This is a genomic window from Sporosarcina sp. P7, from assembly GCF_002743425.1.
GTDB lineage: Bacteria > Bacillota > Bacilli > Bacillales_A > Planococcaceae > Sporosarcina.
Genome location: NZ_PDZF01000010.1, coordinates 15,472 through 30,405 on the forward strand (window position 1 = coordinate 15,472; position 14,934 = coordinate 30,405).

The following is a 14,934-nucleotide window of genomic DNA, read 5'->3' on the forward strand; positions in this document are numbered from 1 at the left end:
GAATACAAGATGAAAAAAACATTATACTTTCTTTGTACAGGAAACTCATGCCGCAGTCAGATGGCAGAAGGCTGGGGGAGAGAAATTCTCGGCGAGTAATGGAATATCCAAAGTGCTGGCATCGAAGCACATGGGGTCAATCCACAAGCAATACGTGCGATGAAAGAGATAGGGATAGATATCTCTAAGCAAACGTCCGATGTAATAGATTCCGAAATTCTTCACCATGCTGATCTAGTAGTAACGCTTTGTGGAGACGCAGCCGACAAATGCCCTGTTACTCCACCTTCGATCCTTCGTGAACACTGGGGTTTTGATGATCCGGCAAAAGCAATTGGAACGGAAGAAGAAATTTGGGCGGAATTTCAGCGTGTACGCGATGAAATAGGGGAACGGATACGGCTGTTTAGTAAAGGTACCAAGTCCACATACAATTCCAGAACAATTTAGAATTGTATCAGAACCTGGTAATTAAAATGTATCGCCAAAAATATGGGACTTTGAGTTCACATCCACACGATGAATTATTCATCGTGTTTTTGTGTAAATAAAAATTGTTTATTTTCTGATCTACATTGCAATAGTAAGTTAACCACTTAGTATTGGGACCTGGTATCCTACTTTTCTTTGTCTTGTAGTTGCACAATTGCTAAGCAAGCAACACCAATAGACAATAGTGTGATGGCAATGTCTACAGATAAATCACCTAAAATACTTAAAACTAGTGTACTGACACCCATTGCTAAGGCAACTGATTTGAAAATAAGTTTGACATTTTTCATATGAATAAGCTCCAATTCAGGCCAGTAACGGCATTTTTAGAAAGTGCACACGATGACAGAATATACCATTCATTTCCCATTACCTCTTTTGTCGTTTTTTTGGAAAACGCAGTCATCAATACGATAAAAACAGGTAATACACTCCATAAAAAGAAACCCCAATGCTGCGTTAGTAAGGACAATGCTAAGAAGAAAGCAATTGCGACAATTGAAATATATACCGTACATTTTTGAAATTGATTCATTTTGCACGCCCTTTTCGTGGTACCAGTTATATGTATCGACGAACATTTTGGCAATACTTTGTATACGCTTCTCCGTAGATTTTTACTAAGGATTGTTCTTCGAGTCGTACTTGTCGATTAAATAACCAAAAACCTAAGATCAAATACACTAATACGATCCAATTGGGATAAATGAGGAACTCACCCAATAAGACCATCCCAAAAGCAGTATATATTGGATTTCGACTGATGGAAAAAGCGCCAGTAGTAATCAAAGAACCTGGATTTTCTTCATCAATGCCTACTCTAAAGCTTTTTCCAAATGAAATTAAGCTATAAACGAATAGCAAAAGCCCGCCGAAGCATAAGACCACGCCTATCCAGCCGATGAATTCATTGGTAAATAGCTTTGTTCCTAGCGTTGGTAAATGGAAGACGTTTGAAATGATTACATAGAATAAGAGCAACGCAAAGGGTGGTATGATGAAATCATTTTTATCCATTTTGCCAAATTTAAATACGTTAATACCAAATTTTTTTAATTGAATTGACCTAATGATCACCAATATGATTAATAGGGTAATCGTTGTAACGGCAATGTATCCTTGCATCATGCCCACCTCTTTCATTCACTTTTTTCTATCCTACTCCATTAATAAATCGTGTCTCATTCCACCATTTGAATGTTCTGCTTCCTTCATTACTTATAAAAATTCACTACACTATATACCAATCTACTAGCTCACTTTATTGGGGAAAGATGTATCTATAGACATCTTATCACAACTATCACAATGAAAAACTACGTTAGTTGACTACTCTGATAAATAATGAGGTACCAGGTCCCGATACAACTTGGAAACAATTCAGAATAGTATCGGAACCTAGTACCCACGGGAAAATACCCTACCGTTAAAATTTGACTTGACATTCAAAGTCTGAAGATTCATACTAAGTATATAAATAGAAGCTTGCGAATGAAGGAAGTGAGAACGCCATGTCATTACGAGAGAAGAAAGTTGAAAAGAAAAAGGAAGAGATCCGAGAATCCGCAATGAGTGTAATTGCGGAGAAGGGATATCATGCCACTACGATGGAAGATATTGCAGCGAAGTTACTCATGACAAAGGGTTCTGTTTACTATTATTTTAAAGATAAAGAATCACTTGTGTATGAAAGTCATAAAATACTTCTGGAACAAAGCATGGAGCAACTCCAAAATGTGTTGGCGGAAGAACTCTCATCTGTGGCGAAGCTGCGGAAGGCTATGATCGTCCACATGGAATATGTCATTACAGAAAGAACGGATTTCTTACTAGGTGCTAAACCAGATCAAGTGTTTGAAGGGGCGCATTTACAAGAAATCTTACACCTTAGAAATCAATACAGTGATTGTATGAATCAACTGATTCAACAAGGCATTCAGGACGGAAGTTTTGTACAAGTAGATATTAAGATTGTGAATTATATTATTCTAGGCGCCATGAACAATGCCGTAATTTGGTATTCTCCAAAAGGTAGTAAAACTATACAAGAGTTGGCTAATTCCATTGCGGATTATTTATTAAAAATCCTATTGTAGGACTATATATTATTTTGATAAGAAAGGGAGCGGAGCAATTATGAAAATGAATCACGTATCAGCTGTTATTACAGGAGGCGCTTCAGGACTCGGAGAAGCTACGGCAAGAGAGATTATAGCAGCGGGAGGACGGGTAACGATTTTGGATTTGCAAGTAGATCGTGGGAATGAATTGGTAAAGGAGCTTGGAGATTCTGCATCATTCGTCAAGACGGATGTTACGAGCACGGAAAGTGTTCAGATAGCTTTAGATCATGCGGTGAGCACTTTTGGCAAAATCAATACAGTTGTTAATTGTGCGGGCATTGGTGTGGCGGAAAAAACATACAGCGGCAGAAAAGGTGCGCATGACCTGGAAAACTTCAGCAAGGTCATTCAGATCAATCTGATCGGGACGTTTAATACGATTCGTCTCGCTGTCGAGCATATGACGAAAAATGAACCGAATGATAAAGGCGAAAAAGGCATCATTGTGAATACGGCATCTGTTGCGGCGTTTGACGGACAGATTGGTCAAGTGGCGTATGCCGCATCAAAAGGCGGTATCGTGAGTATGACGTTGCCAATTGCGAGAGATTTGGCTTCTGAAGGCATTCGCGTGATGACCATCGCACCGGGCTTGTTTGAAACTCCGATGTTTGCTTCATTGCCAGAGAAGGCTAAGGAATCTCTCGGCGCGATGGTGCCTTTCCCTTCGCGGCTCGGCTACCCTGAGGAATACGCGCAATTGGTTACAAGCATTTGCGAAAATACGATGTTGAACGGGGAAGTCATACGTCTGGATGGAGCAGTCCGTATGCAGCCTAAATAAAGGCTGGAAATAACTATCGATTGAATGTAAGGGCTTACAAATGAAAATAAGAAAGAAGGGTTTATATGAGAGAAGCTGTAATTGTGGAATGGGTCAGAACACCGGTAGGAAAACGGAATGGTGTATTGAGTGCGATACGGGCGGAAGATTTAGCAGCCAAGCCGCTGGCGGAAGTTATCAAACGAGCGGGAATTGATGCGGGGCTAGTAGAGGATGTCATCTTCGGATGCGTATCGCAAGTAGGGGAACAATCTTTTGACATCGCGAGAGTCGCAGCTTTGCAGGCAGGATATCCGATCGAAGTACCGGGGACGACCGTGGATAGACAATGTGGATCTAGCCAGCAAGCCCTGCATTTTGCAGCGCAGGCTATTATTAGTGGAGATATGGACGTTGTCGTTGCAGGAGGTGTCGAGAGCATGTCGCGAGTGCCGATGGGGAGCAGCCGACTAGATGTGATGTTTAGTGAAGAACTCACATCGAAATATGAAATGGTCCACCAAGGTGAGTCAGCGGAAAGAATTGCGGATCAATGGGAAATATCAAGAGAGGAAATGGATCGCTATTCGCTAGAAAGCAATGAGAAGGCGGTAACTGCTAGAAAGGAAGGTAGGTTTGAAAAAGAAATCATGCCGATTGAGGTAACACTTCCTGACGGTACGAACATGACAGTGAAGGATGATGAAGGGCCAAGGGAAGATACCACGATGGAGAAGTTGAGTATGTTGAAAACTCCTTTTAGGAAAAATGGCGATGTGACGGCTGGAAACTCCAGTCAAATCAGTGACGGGGCAAATGCCATTTTGCTAATGTCACGTGAAAAGGCTGAAGAACTTGGTTTGAAGCCACGGTTTAAAGTACTTACCCGCGTAGTGGTTGGTTCCGATCCGACTCTCATGCTGACAGGGCCCATACCAGCGACACAAAAAGCGTTGGACAAAGCAGGACTAACCCTTGATGATATAGATATTTTTGAAGTCAATGAAGCATTTTCGGTTGTGACGATTGCTTGGTTGAAAGAAACAGGTGCAGATCCGAAGAAGTTGAATCCTAACGGTGGGGCCATTGCTCTTGGTCACCCACTCGGAGCAAGTGGCGGACGCTTGATGATTACGATGATGAGTGAACTGGAAAGAACAGGCGGCCGTTACGGACTGCAGACAATGTGTGAAGGTCACGGCATGGCAAATGCGACGATTTTGGAACGATTAGATTAATTGCTGATCATGAATGAAGACACGTGAAGAGGAGAGATTTCATTGCCATTAGATTCTATTCGGGTACTGGATTTATCGCGCTTGTTACCGGGTCCTTACTGTTCGATGCTTCTTGCAGATTTTGGTGCAGAAGTGATCAAAGTTGAAGAGCCTCATACCGGAGACTATGCGCGGGCAGAATCGCCTAAGATAGGGAAAGATAGTGCATTTTTCCATTCGTTGAACCGCGGCAAAAAGAGCATTTGTCTAAATTTAAAAGATGTGGAAGACAAGCAACGGTTTAAGCAGCTGGTGAAAGACTCGGATGTTGTGATTGAATCATTTCGGCCGGGCGTAATGAAGCGGCTCGGATTGGATTATGAAATTTTGAACAAGATCAATCCAGGGCTTGTCTACTGTGCAATCACAGGTTACGGACAAGACGGTCCATACGCTAGCTTGCCCGGTCATGATCTAAATTACATTGGTTATACGGGACTACTGGATATGATGGGTGAACGACACGGCGCGCCGCAAATCCCTGCTACGCAAATTGCAGATATTGGGGGGGGTGCTTACCCGGCAGCAATGGGGATTATGCTTGCCTTGTTCGAAAGACAGAAGACCGGAAAAGGGCAAATGGTCGATATTTCGATGATGGATGGCGTGCTTTCTTGGATGCCAACAGTCTTTCCTAGTTTTCTGGCAACAGGACAACAGCCGCAAAGAGGTGAATTAGATTTAAGTGGCAAGCGTGCTTCTTATGCTGTGTACGAAACGAAAGACCATAAATGGTTGGCTGTTGGCGCATTTGAATTAAAGTTTTGGAGTGAGTTTTGCAGAGTCATTGGAAAAGAAGATTTTGTAGCGAAATTGCATGATCCTGTAGACGTTCAATTGCAGATGAAGGAAGAAATTCAAGAGATTTTATTGCACAAGACGAGCGCGCAATGGATGGAAATATTCGATCAGGTGGCGGCTTGTGTAACGCCTGTTCTGTCGTTCGATGAAGTACTAGATGATCCACAAGTCAAGGCCCGTGGGATGATTCAGGAAGTGGAGCATCCGGAAATTGGGCCAGTGACGCATATCGCAACGCCTATTAAGTTGTCGAGAACACCAGGCAAAATTCTAAGCGCAGCACCTTTGTTAGGTGAGCATACAGCTGCGGTACTCGGTGAGTATGAATAAGAACTCGATCCGTATGATGTTGCAACTGGTATTGAAAGAGAATGTATCGCGTCAGGAAAATAGAAACTGTATTTCAATAAGTTTAGTGAGAGAAAGGGGACAATTCTAATGGATATCGGCCTATCACTTTCCCGTAACGCACGTAGAATACCTGAAAAAACAGCAATTATTTATGAAGATCGAACATTTACGTATCGCGAGTTGAATCAAGAGGTGAATAAACTATCACACGGACTGATTCAACATGGTGTGAAAAAAGGTGACAAAGTAGCACTCATGATGAAAAACTCAGATACCTTTATTATCGTCTACTATGCGATTTTGAAAGCAGGAGCCATTACGGTTCCGGTAAATTTCCGCTTAACAGCTACTGAAGTGTCGTATATTTTGGATGATAGTGATACAAGTGTCGTGTTGTTTGACGAAGAGTATGCTTCGTTGATTGATCAAGCAACAGCGGGTAATAGCAAGATAGATGTAAAAGTCACGACGGGTGCTACCGCTATAAGCAACCAAATCACTTACGAAGATTTACTACAAGATAATACGGATGATCCCGATATTTCTGTCGATGAAGCGGATGATGCTGAAATATTATATACATCGGGGACTACTGGCTATCCGAAAGGCGCGTTATTTGATCATCACCGCGTACTTCACGTAGCTTTTAACACCGCCTTAATCCTCAAAATACATCCCGAAGACGTATTGTTCCATGCGGCACCGTTGTTTCATTCCGCACAATTAAATTTATTTCTCGTGCCAGGAATTTATTTAGGTTGCACGCAAGTCGTACATCAAAACTTCGAACCTCAAAAAGTCTTACAGGCTATCGATCAATATAAAATTAGCTTGTTCTTTGGTGTACCGACGATGTACAATTTCTTGTTGCAAGTTCCAGACAAACAGCAATATGATCTCTCTTCTGTTACGCGATGCGGGTATGGCGCAGCACCGATGCCTGTCGCGTTGTTAGAACAGATTATGAAACTCTTCCGTACAGATCAGTTTTACAATATGTGTGGCCAGACAGAAGGGGGACCAGGAGGCGGTGCTTTTCTCATGCCAGCAGATCATAAAGACAAGATCGGCACGGGTGGGAAAGCTTCGCTGAATACAGAAATACGCGTTGTGAATGATCATGGAGAAGATATTTCCCCTGGTGAAGTAGGTGAGTTTATTATTCAAAGCGAGATGGTCATGAAGGGCTATTATAATAAGCCGGAGGAAACTGCGAAAGCTATACGAAACGGTTGGCTCTATACCGGGGATTTGGCGACAATTGACGAAGATGGTTTCGTTACATTAGTAGACAGAAAGAAAGATATGATCATTTCTGGAGGAGAGAATGTCTACTCAACAGAAGTAGAACAAGCGCTGTACAGGCATCCTAAGCTATTAGATGCGACAGTAGTCGGCTTGCCGGATCCGGTTTGGGGAGAGAAAGTAGTTGCGATTATTGTAGCGAAGAAAGACGAGAATCTTGACTATGCAGAGTTGAAAGCATTTTGTAAAGAACATCTAGCGGATTATAAAGTACCAGTCGAATTTATCGAAGAGCAAGAAATACCTAGAAATGCCTCAGGAAAAGTGTTGAAATATCGTATTCGTGAAGCACTGGTCTCCAATAGACCTGTTAATCCTCACGTATAAAAATAGATGCTTTCTTAATGGGAAGTAAAGGAGTGGCGGATGCATGAAGAGACCATTTATGACGGAAGAACATGAACAGCTCAGAAAAGCGGTGCAGAAATTTTTAAAGAAGGAAGCCGTTCCTTATATAAATGAGTGGGAGAAAGAAAAGCAAGTGCCTAGGTCATTCTGGAGAAAAGCTGCGGCGCAAGGATTGATTGCACCTTCAGTTGAAGAAAAGTATGGCGGTTTAGGCGCTGATTTCGGCTATGCTGTAGTTATTAGTGAAGAGTTTGAAAAAGTGGCAAGCGGAATCGGCGGAATTGGACTTCATAATGATATCGTTATTCCTTATATACAATCCTTTGGTTCGGACGAACAGAAAGAACGTTGGCTCACGAAAGCCGTGACAGGAGAGATGATTAGTGCAATTGCTATGACGGAACCAGGCACAGGTTCCGACCTCGCAGCAGTTCGGACAACTGCAGTGAAAAAGGGAGACCGTTATATTATTAATGGGGAAAAGACCTTCATAACAAATGGCTATTCTGCCGATCTTGTTATTGTCGTCTGTAAAACAGATCCTACTGCATCGCCTGCTCATAAAGGCATTAGCTTGATCATAGTGGAAGAAGGAATGCCCGGTTTTACAAAAGGGAAAAAACTGAATAAAGTAGGGCAGCATGCGAATGATACGAGTGAATTGATTTTTGAAGATGTATCGGTTCCTGCGGAAAATCTTCTTGGCGAGGAAGGCAAAGGATTCTACTATTTGATGGAGAAATTGCAACAAGAACGCTTGATGTGCTCCATTCAAAGTTTAGCTTCCGTGCAACAAATGATTGATATCACTTTGGCGTATGTCAAAGAGCGACAGGCATTCGGTAAGAGGATCGGCGACTTCCAAAATACGCAATTTAAAATGGCGGAGATGCAAACGAAGGCAACCATTGGCCAAACATTTGTTGACCGATTAATTACAGAGCATATGCAAGGACAACATGTCGTGGATGAAGTATCGATGGCTAAATGGTGGACTAGTGATTTGGCGCAAGAAGTGGCGATACAATGTATGCAATTTCATGGCGGCTACGGGTATATGGAAGAATACGAGATCGCCAGAAGGTACCGGGATGTAGCGGTCGGCTCGATTTATGCTGGGACCAATGAAATTATGAAAGTGATTATTGCGAAGAATATGGGGCTTTGAATGAAGGAGAGTGGCATTTTCAATTATATGACTAACTGTTTCATATTAATAATATTCAATCGTTTCCTGAAATTTAATCAAAACGAATAATAACTGGTTACCTAATGGGAGAGATAAGGGATGAATTATGAAGAGATGATGCATATGTTTTCATGGGAAGATGCAGAGGCGCAGTATGAAGGTGATCCAAATGGCGAGATGAATATTGCGAATGAAATATGCGATCGCTGGGCAAAAGATCCTAAAAGGGTAGCAATTTATTGGGAAGATGAACTGGGGAATAAAGAAACATGGACGTATTGTCAAATGAAAGAGAAATCCGATAAAATGGCTAACGCGCTTCAGTCAATGGGGGTCACAAGAGGTGATCGTGTAGCAGGGTTGCTCGGAAAAGATATGGAATTGCTTGTAACGATTTTAGCAACTTTTAAAGTAGGTGCTATTTTTGTTCCACTATTCACAGCCTTCGGTCCAGATGCCCTCGTCTATCGGTTGAAAGATGCAGGTGTGCGTTTACTTCTGACAAACAGTGAACAGTCAACTAAACTGGAAGGTAAAGAACTATCAATTGATTTACTCCTCACTGATGGTCAAACAAACGATGGCAAAAGTTTCTGGGAATTTGTAAACTCTTTTTCCAGTGAATTCACAATGGAACGAACGTTGGGAAATTCCCCTGCAATCATTCAATATACTTCAGGAACGACTGGCATGCCAAAAGGGGCTATTACAAAACATAAAGTGGTATACAGTCTTCATCCATACTGGAAATTCGCTTTGAATTTGGAAGAAGAAGATGTGTTTTACGGTGGGGCTGATTTGGGTTGGGCGTACGGATTAATCGCTTCAACTATAGGTCCGTTAAGTCAGGGAGCTAAAATTGTTTTCTACAAAGGTCCGTTTGATCCTGAAAAGATATATAAGCTTTTAAGTGAATATCAAGTGACTAGTTTTGCTTATGCACCGACAGCATTCCGCATGATGATGGCATTGGGGTCAGAAATAATTAAAAAATATGATCTCAAAATAAAGAAAATGAGTAGTGCAGGAGAACCTTTGAATACTGAAGTAGTGAGGTTTTTTGAAAAAAATTTAGGGAGACCAATCTATGACCATTATGGCGCAACAGAAATGGGCATGATTGTGAACAACTACCATATTTCGACCATGAAAGTAAAACCAGGGTCAATGGGTCTTCCACTACCTGGCTATACTATTGGCTTGATTGATGAATATGGAGACCCCGTAACTAAAGGAGAAGTAGGTCAAATTGCTGTAGACACATCAGATGGTAATACAGCGTTTGGAGGTTATTGGAACGCGGATGAAAAATTAGCTGAAAAGATGCGTGGTAGTTGGTTTTTATCCGGAGATCTTGCTTCAGAGGATATAGATGGATATCTTTGGTTTCAAGGTCGTGCAGACGATGTTATCTCAAGCGCTGGTTACCGAATAGGGCCCACTGAAGTTGAATCCTGTCTAATGGAGCATCCTGCGGTTTTGGAGACGGCGGCAATTGGCAAGCCAGATGTAACGAAAGGCGAAACTGTTAAAGCATTTATTGTCCTCAATAAAAGCTTCGCATCTACTGACGAACTTAAAGAAGAACTCATCTCCTTTGTGAAAGAGAAGTTATCCAAACATCAATATCCAAAGGAAATCGAGTTTGTAGATGAATTACCCAAAACTCAAAGTGGAAAAATACAGCGTTATTTACTGAAAGAGCAGGAGAGGAAGAAATATTCTCTGTAAAACAGTAGATAAAGCTAGTAATGAACATCATACTTTCATTGTACAGTATATAATTCACTAGTGTTGTGAGAATAGCATTTCATAGTTTGCACAAAAAACGCGATGAACAAACCATCGCGTTTTTATGTTTTACGGTTGGATAAGTACTTTAATACAACCGTCTTCTTTCTTATCAAAAATGGAATAAGCGTCTGCTGCGTCTTCTAATTTTACTTTGTGTGTAATAATATCTGTCGGATCAAATTCATTTGCTTCAATTCTTTTAAATAGTTCTGGCATTAAGTGAATGACAGGTGCTTGTCCCATTTTCAAGGAAATGTTGTGTGTGAAGAAATCACCCAAAGGGAAGTTGTTGGCATCTGTCGCATAAACACCCGTTAATTGCACTGTCCCGAACTTCCGTACCACTTGTGAAGCCGTGATAATCGGGCTAATTGTTCCGAATTGGTTATCCCCACTTGATCCAAATGTTTCACCTGGTTGCACCGTTCCATCCATACCTACGCAATCAATGACGACGTCTGCGCCGCCTTTCGTTTCTTCATGCAATAATTTACCGATATCGTCATGATCTTTGAAATTATAGGTTTCTACTTTATTAGTCTTTTCCGCATGCTTCAAACGATAATCCACATGGTCTACTGAAATAACTCGTTTTGCGCCTTGCATCCAGGCAAATTTTTGCGCCATTAATCCAATAGGACCGGAGCCTAAAATAATTGCGGTATCGCCTTTTTTCAATCCGCTATGAAGGACACTCCAATAAGCTGTAGGAATAACATCAGACAGTAAGGCGAGATGCTCGTCATCTAGCTCACTGTCTTCTGGAACCTTAAATGAGGTGAAGTCTGCGTATGGAACACGTAAATATTCGGCTTGGCCCCCTGGGTAGTTTCCATTTGGCTCTGCAAATCCGAAAAGTCCTCCAACTTCTCCATGTGGATTGGATTCATCACACTGACTTTCCATTTCGTGTTGGCAGAAGAAACATTCACCGCACCCTATATTAAACGGAATGACGACCCGGTCGCCTTTCTTCAATGTTTTCACTTCAGAACCTACCTCATCGACAATTCCCATTGGCTCATGGCCTACTACATAATCTTGCTCAGGCACAATTCCGCCATGGTATAAATGCAAATCTGATCCACAAATACCACTCGTCGTAATGCGTACGATTACATCACTATTTTCTTGGATACTTGGAGCTTTGACTTCTTTAGTGACCATGGACTTCTTTCCTTGAAATGTTACTGCTTTCATACCATCACATCCTCTTTGCGTTGTGCTTATTTGTACCCGTCTACCTTCTATCTAAACTAAGAAAGTAGGATATGATTATTGGTACCTAGTAGAGAAGTAGATGGTAGAATCGGAAACATAATGGTGTATGTATGTTAAAAGAAGTGCTATAAAGGGAAGTAAAGAATAAGGAGGGATTCATTCATGTTACAAGAAAGTGAAATGAAGCACTTACAACGATCTGTCGAATTAGCAGATATTGCGCTACGTAAAGGTGATCAGCCATTTGGTTCGGTGTTGGTTTCAGCGAGTGGTGAAGTGTTAGCTGAAGACCATAATCGTACAAGTGGTGGCGATCCAACGCAACATCCGGAATTCGCTTTAGCACGTTGGGCTGCAGATCATATGGACGCAGATGACAGAGCGAAAGCGACAGTGTTTACGTCAGGTGAACATTGCCCGATGTGTGCATCAGCCCATGGGTTAGTCGGTTTGGGACGGATTGTGTATGCTAGTTCATCGAAACAGTTAACGCAGTGGAAGAAAGAAATGGGTATCACGACGCCTGCTCCTGTGAACAGTTATCCAATTCAAGAAATGGTGCCTGCTGTAGAAGTAGTTGGGCCGATAAAAGAGTATGCGGAGCAAGTGCGAGAGTTGCAACGGCAGTACTATCAGAAAAATAATTGAAGTAGATTATGCGAAGAGAGCCGTTTGTTTTGGCTCTCTTCGCATAATGATTAACAAAACTTTTTTTCGAAATTACAGAATTAAGGATTGAATTACAGACAGAGGAGATTGTCTCCTTCATGTATATTAATAATCTCTATGTTATGATAACGGGATAAAATAAAACATGTCGGTGGAAGGGGAAAAAGTCTTTAAACCGCAAATTAACTAGTTAAAAAGGGGAGGATTCATAAAGTGATTATTCATCCAATTAAAGCCTTTTCTGATAATTATATATGGTGTATTCAAGAAGAAACAGAGGTAGTTGTGGTGGATCCAGGAGAAGCGAAAGGTGTCCTTGATTACCTTGAAGAAAAGCAGCTTCGTTTGGCGGCCATTCTTTTAACTCATATGCATGATGATCATACCGGCGGGGTACGGGAGATTCTAGAGAGTCATCCGGAAAGTGTTGTTTATGGACCGAAAGAAACGAAAGACTTGGTGAATAGTGTTGTAAAGGAAGGGGACTCCTTTAATTTGTTGAGCCAAACTTTCCAAGTCTACGAATCAGGAGGTCATACGCATGGCCATATCAGTTTTTTAATGGGAAATCATCTCTTTTGCGGGGATGCCTTGTTTTCAGCAGGATGCGGTCGGGTTTTCACCGGCGATTACGAAGCTCAATATGAAACTTTGCAGAAATTTAAGCGCTTGGATGATGATGTACATGTTTATCCCGGTCACGAGTATACCGAAACTAATTTACGTTTTGCATACGAAATGCATCCCGATAATAAAAAAATCTCCAAATCATTGGAAGAAGTCCAGGAATTGCGTGCGAAAGGACAGCCAACGCTCCCGTCAACGATCGGCAAGGAGAAGGAAATTAACGTCTTTCTGCAAGTGGACACCTTGGAGGACTTTATCGAATTGCGTAACGCCCGTGATGACTTCTAGAACCATTACGGGGTTGCTTTTTGCCGAATGATGTATCGTATCAAGTGTAGTAATATAGTATCTATGTTAAAATGAGTTCAATAAAATGATGGAGGATGATAGTAATGAACCAAGTGCTTGTTGAAATTTGTTTACGTGTTAGAGACATTGATGCTACTTTAGATTTTTATACGGAGCTTTTTGATTTTGAAGTAGCCAGTCGCAGAGAATTCCCTGAGCATAAATTTGATTTAATCTACCTAAATTCACCAGGTTCTTCCGTACAGATAGAACTTACGTATAATTATGATGCAGAACCATATGTTATAGGAAATGGTTTTAGTCATTTAGGCGTAACAGTAAATGATCTAGAAAAAATGCATGAAATTTGTAAAGCTTCTTCTTATGAAACAGGTGAATTGAAAGGACTTGCAGGTGGAACACCTTCTTACTTCTTTGTGACTGACCCTGATGGCTATAGAATCGAAGTAAAGCGTAAGCACTAAAACATTCTATATACAAAAATAATATTAAAAAGCCTAACCCTTGACCCTCTACTTACAAAATAGAGAAACGAGGTGTAGGCTTTTATTTTAATGTCGTGTCATTTCTCGTCTTATTATGAAAATGAGATAACTAACATTATTAAATTCATAACAATATGTGCAAACATATGTCCAAGCATTGCAAGCTCTAGATTGTGCTTCCAATAAATCCAACCAAAGAATAAGCCACCTATACCATTTAGTAGAATCATTCGGAACCAAATGAATGCGGTCATTTCTGTCATATGTGAGGTTGCGCTATAGTGACCTAATGCAAATATTAATGCGCTAATGAATATGGCAAGGATAAAGATCCAATTAGTAGTTTTTTTCGATTTTCGATTAAATAATTTCCAAAAAATAAAAACCAACAAGCTCATTACACCGAAACGCATTATTAGTTCCTCAACAACCCCTCCGTAGAGTAAAGCCGATATAAAGTGTAATGCAGTATACGGTTGTAATGTTTCGATTAAGCTATCTGGTAAGAACGGTTGAAAAAGATAATCGAATCCAATCACAACGACAGCTGCAATCGACCCTAGTATTATAGCTAGTTTAATACCATTTATCCAATCTGACTTTGACTTTACTCTAGCGTTAGGGTGAATAACTACAGATTTCAAACCAACTTTATGAGCTGTGAAAAATCCAATTACAAGAACTACTATTATTATGATGAAATTAGGGATTATGGCGAGTAAGGCTAAAATTTCAGGTGGTCCCGAAATCCCCATCATTTCACTCAATTGCTTTAATTCGGTCGGATTTGTCAATAATATCGATAGTCCAATTAGATAAAGGAGAAACATTGCAATGATACTAACTAAAAGATAAATTAATAATCCTTTAACACTTTTTTGCTTTGTCATATACATCCCCCTCGTATATTAGTTGGAAAATCCTCAAATTAAGATTCTTTATAATTTGCATCCTCTTTTCTAGGAAACCATTCCATTCATCAATGAACATGCATTTGACAACATAATTAGCAGGAGTACATAAATTTATGCGCTGTTGAAAACTCGTCTGCCTATCATAAGGCGATTTACTATGGATAGTTGACTGTAACGTTAATTCAAAAACAAAAATAGGGACACCCACTCATGTACGAATTGAGTCCCTAGATGCCATGCATTTTAAAAAAACTTCCATGTACCGA

General features: G+C 40.8%; 15 protein-coding genes and 1 pseudogene. 11 read left to right on the top strand and 5 right to left on the bottom strand.

Annotated elements, in window-relative coordinates:
• The first annotated feature begins 9 nt into the window (after positions 1–9).
• Positions 10–450 (top strand): annotated as a pseudogene (gene arsC / locus CSV60_RS10665) (arsenate reductase (thioredoxin)).
• A 167-nt stretch (positions 451–617) separates the two neighbouring features.
• Here the strand turns inward: arsC and CSV60_RS15860 are convergent.
• Genes CSV60_RS15860 through CSV60_RS10675 form a run of 3 tightly spaced genes read right to left on the bottom strand, consistent with a single transcriptional unit; the run spans position 618 to position 1,620 of the window.
• Positions 618–782, bottom strand: a complete 165-nt coding sequence (locus CSV60_RS15860) for a hypothetical protein (RefSeq protein WP_158233172.1) — start codon at positions 780–782, stop codon at positions 618–620.
• Positions 779–1,027 carry a hypothetical protein gene (locus tag CSV60_RS10670; protein ID WP_099636977.1) on the bottom strand — a complete coding sequence of 83 codons (249 nt, stop codon included), beginning with the start codon at positions 1,025–1,027 and terminating at the stop codon, positions 779–781. The genes CSV60_RS15860 and CSV60_RS10670 overlap by 4 nt, the downstream gene beginning before the upstream one ends.
• Before the next feature lie 26 nt (positions 1,028–1,053).
• The gene (locus CSV60_RS10675) at positions 1,054–1,620 is read right to left on the bottom strand and encodes a methyltransferase family protein (protein WP_233189603.1); all 567 of its coding nucleotides are present in this window, start codon (positions 1,618–1,620) and stop codon (positions 1,054–1,056) included.
• 383 nt (positions 1,621–2,003) lie between these two features.
• Here CSV60_RS10675 and CSV60_RS10680 point away from each other — a divergent pair, with 383 nt between their 5' ends.
• The 7 genes from CSV60_RS10680 to CSV60_RS10710 all read left to right on the top strand — a co-directional run bounded on the left by CSV60_RS10680 (position 2,004) and on the right by CSV60_RS10710 (position 10,380).
• Positions 2,004–2,588: a TetR/AcrR family transcriptional regulator gene (locus CSV60_RS10680; protein ID WP_099636979.1), complete on the top strand. Its 585-nt coding sequence runs from the start codon at positions 2,004–2,006 to the stop codon at positions 2,586–2,588.
• Between the two features lie 40 nt (positions 2,589–2,628).
• Positions 2,629–3,399: a 3-hydroxyacyl-CoA dehydrogenase gene (locus CSV60_RS10685; protein ID WP_099636980.1), complete on the top strand. Its 771-nt coding sequence runs from the start codon at positions 2,629–2,631 to the stop codon at positions 3,397–3,399.
• A gap of 65 nt (positions 3,400–3,464) precedes the next feature.
• Entirely contained in the window at positions 3,465–4,616 is a 1,152-nt protein-coding gene (locus tag CSV60_RS10690; RefSeq protein ID WP_099636981.1) for a thiolase family protein, read from the top strand.
• A 42-nt stretch (positions 4,617–4,658) separates the two neighbouring features.
• Entirely contained in the window at positions 4,659–5,786 is a 1,128-nt protein-coding gene (locus CSV60_RS10695; protein WP_199175269.1) for a CaiB/BaiF CoA transferase family protein, read from the top strand.
• Between the two features lie 108 nt (positions 5,787–5,894).
• Positions 5,895–7,439: a class I adenylate-forming enzyme family protein gene (locus CSV60_RS10700; RefSeq protein WP_099636983.1), complete on the top strand. Its 1,545-nt coding sequence runs from the start codon at positions 5,895–5,897 to the stop codon at positions 7,437–7,439.
• 43 nt (positions 7,440–7,482) lie between these two features.
• The gene (locus tag CSV60_RS10705) at positions 7,483–8,628 is read left to right on the top strand and encodes an acyl-CoA dehydrogenase family protein (protein WP_099636984.1); all 1,146 of its coding nucleotides are present in this window, start codon (positions 7,483–7,485) and stop codon (positions 8,626–8,628) included.
• A 120-nt stretch (positions 8,629–8,748) separates the two neighbouring features.
• Entirely contained in the window at positions 8,749–10,380 is a 1,632-nt protein-coding gene (locus CSV60_RS10710; RefSeq protein ID WP_099636985.1) for an acetate--CoA ligase, read from the top strand.
• Positions 10,381–10,509: 129 nt separating this feature from the next.
• Here the strand turns inward: CSV60_RS10710 and CSV60_RS10715 are convergent, their stop codons facing one another.
• Positions 10,510–11,643: an alcohol dehydrogenase catalytic domain-containing protein gene (locus CSV60_RS10715; protein ID WP_099636986.1), complete on the bottom strand. Its 1,134-nt coding sequence runs from the start codon at positions 11,641–11,643 to the stop codon at positions 10,510–10,512.
• A 183-nt stretch (positions 11,644–11,826) separates the two neighbouring features.
• On the opposite strand from CSV60_RS10715, the gene CSV60_RS10720 reads away from it, so the two are divergent.
• From CSV60_RS10720 to gloA, 3 genes are all read left to right on the top strand, one after another.
• The gene (locus tag CSV60_RS10720; RefSeq protein ID WP_099636987.1) at positions 11,827–12,312 is read left to right on the top strand and encodes a nucleoside deaminase; all 486 of its coding nucleotides are present in this window, start codon (positions 11,827–11,829) and stop codon (positions 12,310–12,312) included.
• A gap of 234 nt (positions 12,313–12,546) precedes the next feature.
• Complete coding sequence (gene gloB / locus CSV60_RS10725; RefSeq protein ID WP_099636988.1) at positions 12,547–13,248, top strand: hydroxyacylglutathione hydrolase; 702 nt, start codon at positions 12,547–12,549, stop codon at positions 13,246–13,248.
• A gap of 104 nt (positions 13,249–13,352) precedes the next feature.
• The gene (gene gloA, locus CSV60_RS10730; protein ID WP_099630748.1) at positions 13,353–13,733 is read left to right on the top strand and encodes a lactoylglutathione lyase; all 381 of its coding nucleotides are present in this window, start codon (positions 13,353–13,355) and stop codon (positions 13,731–13,733) included.
• Positions 13,734–13,846: 113 nt separating this feature from the next.
• Here gloA and CSV60_RS10735 read toward each other — a convergent pair whose 3' ends face one another.
• Positions 13,847–14,644, bottom strand: a complete 798-nt coding sequence (locus CSV60_RS10735; RefSeq protein ID WP_158233173.1) for a CPBP family intramembrane glutamic endopeptidase — start codon at positions 14,642–14,644, stop codon at positions 13,847–13,849.
• Positions 14,645–14,934 lie beyond the last annotated feature (290 nt).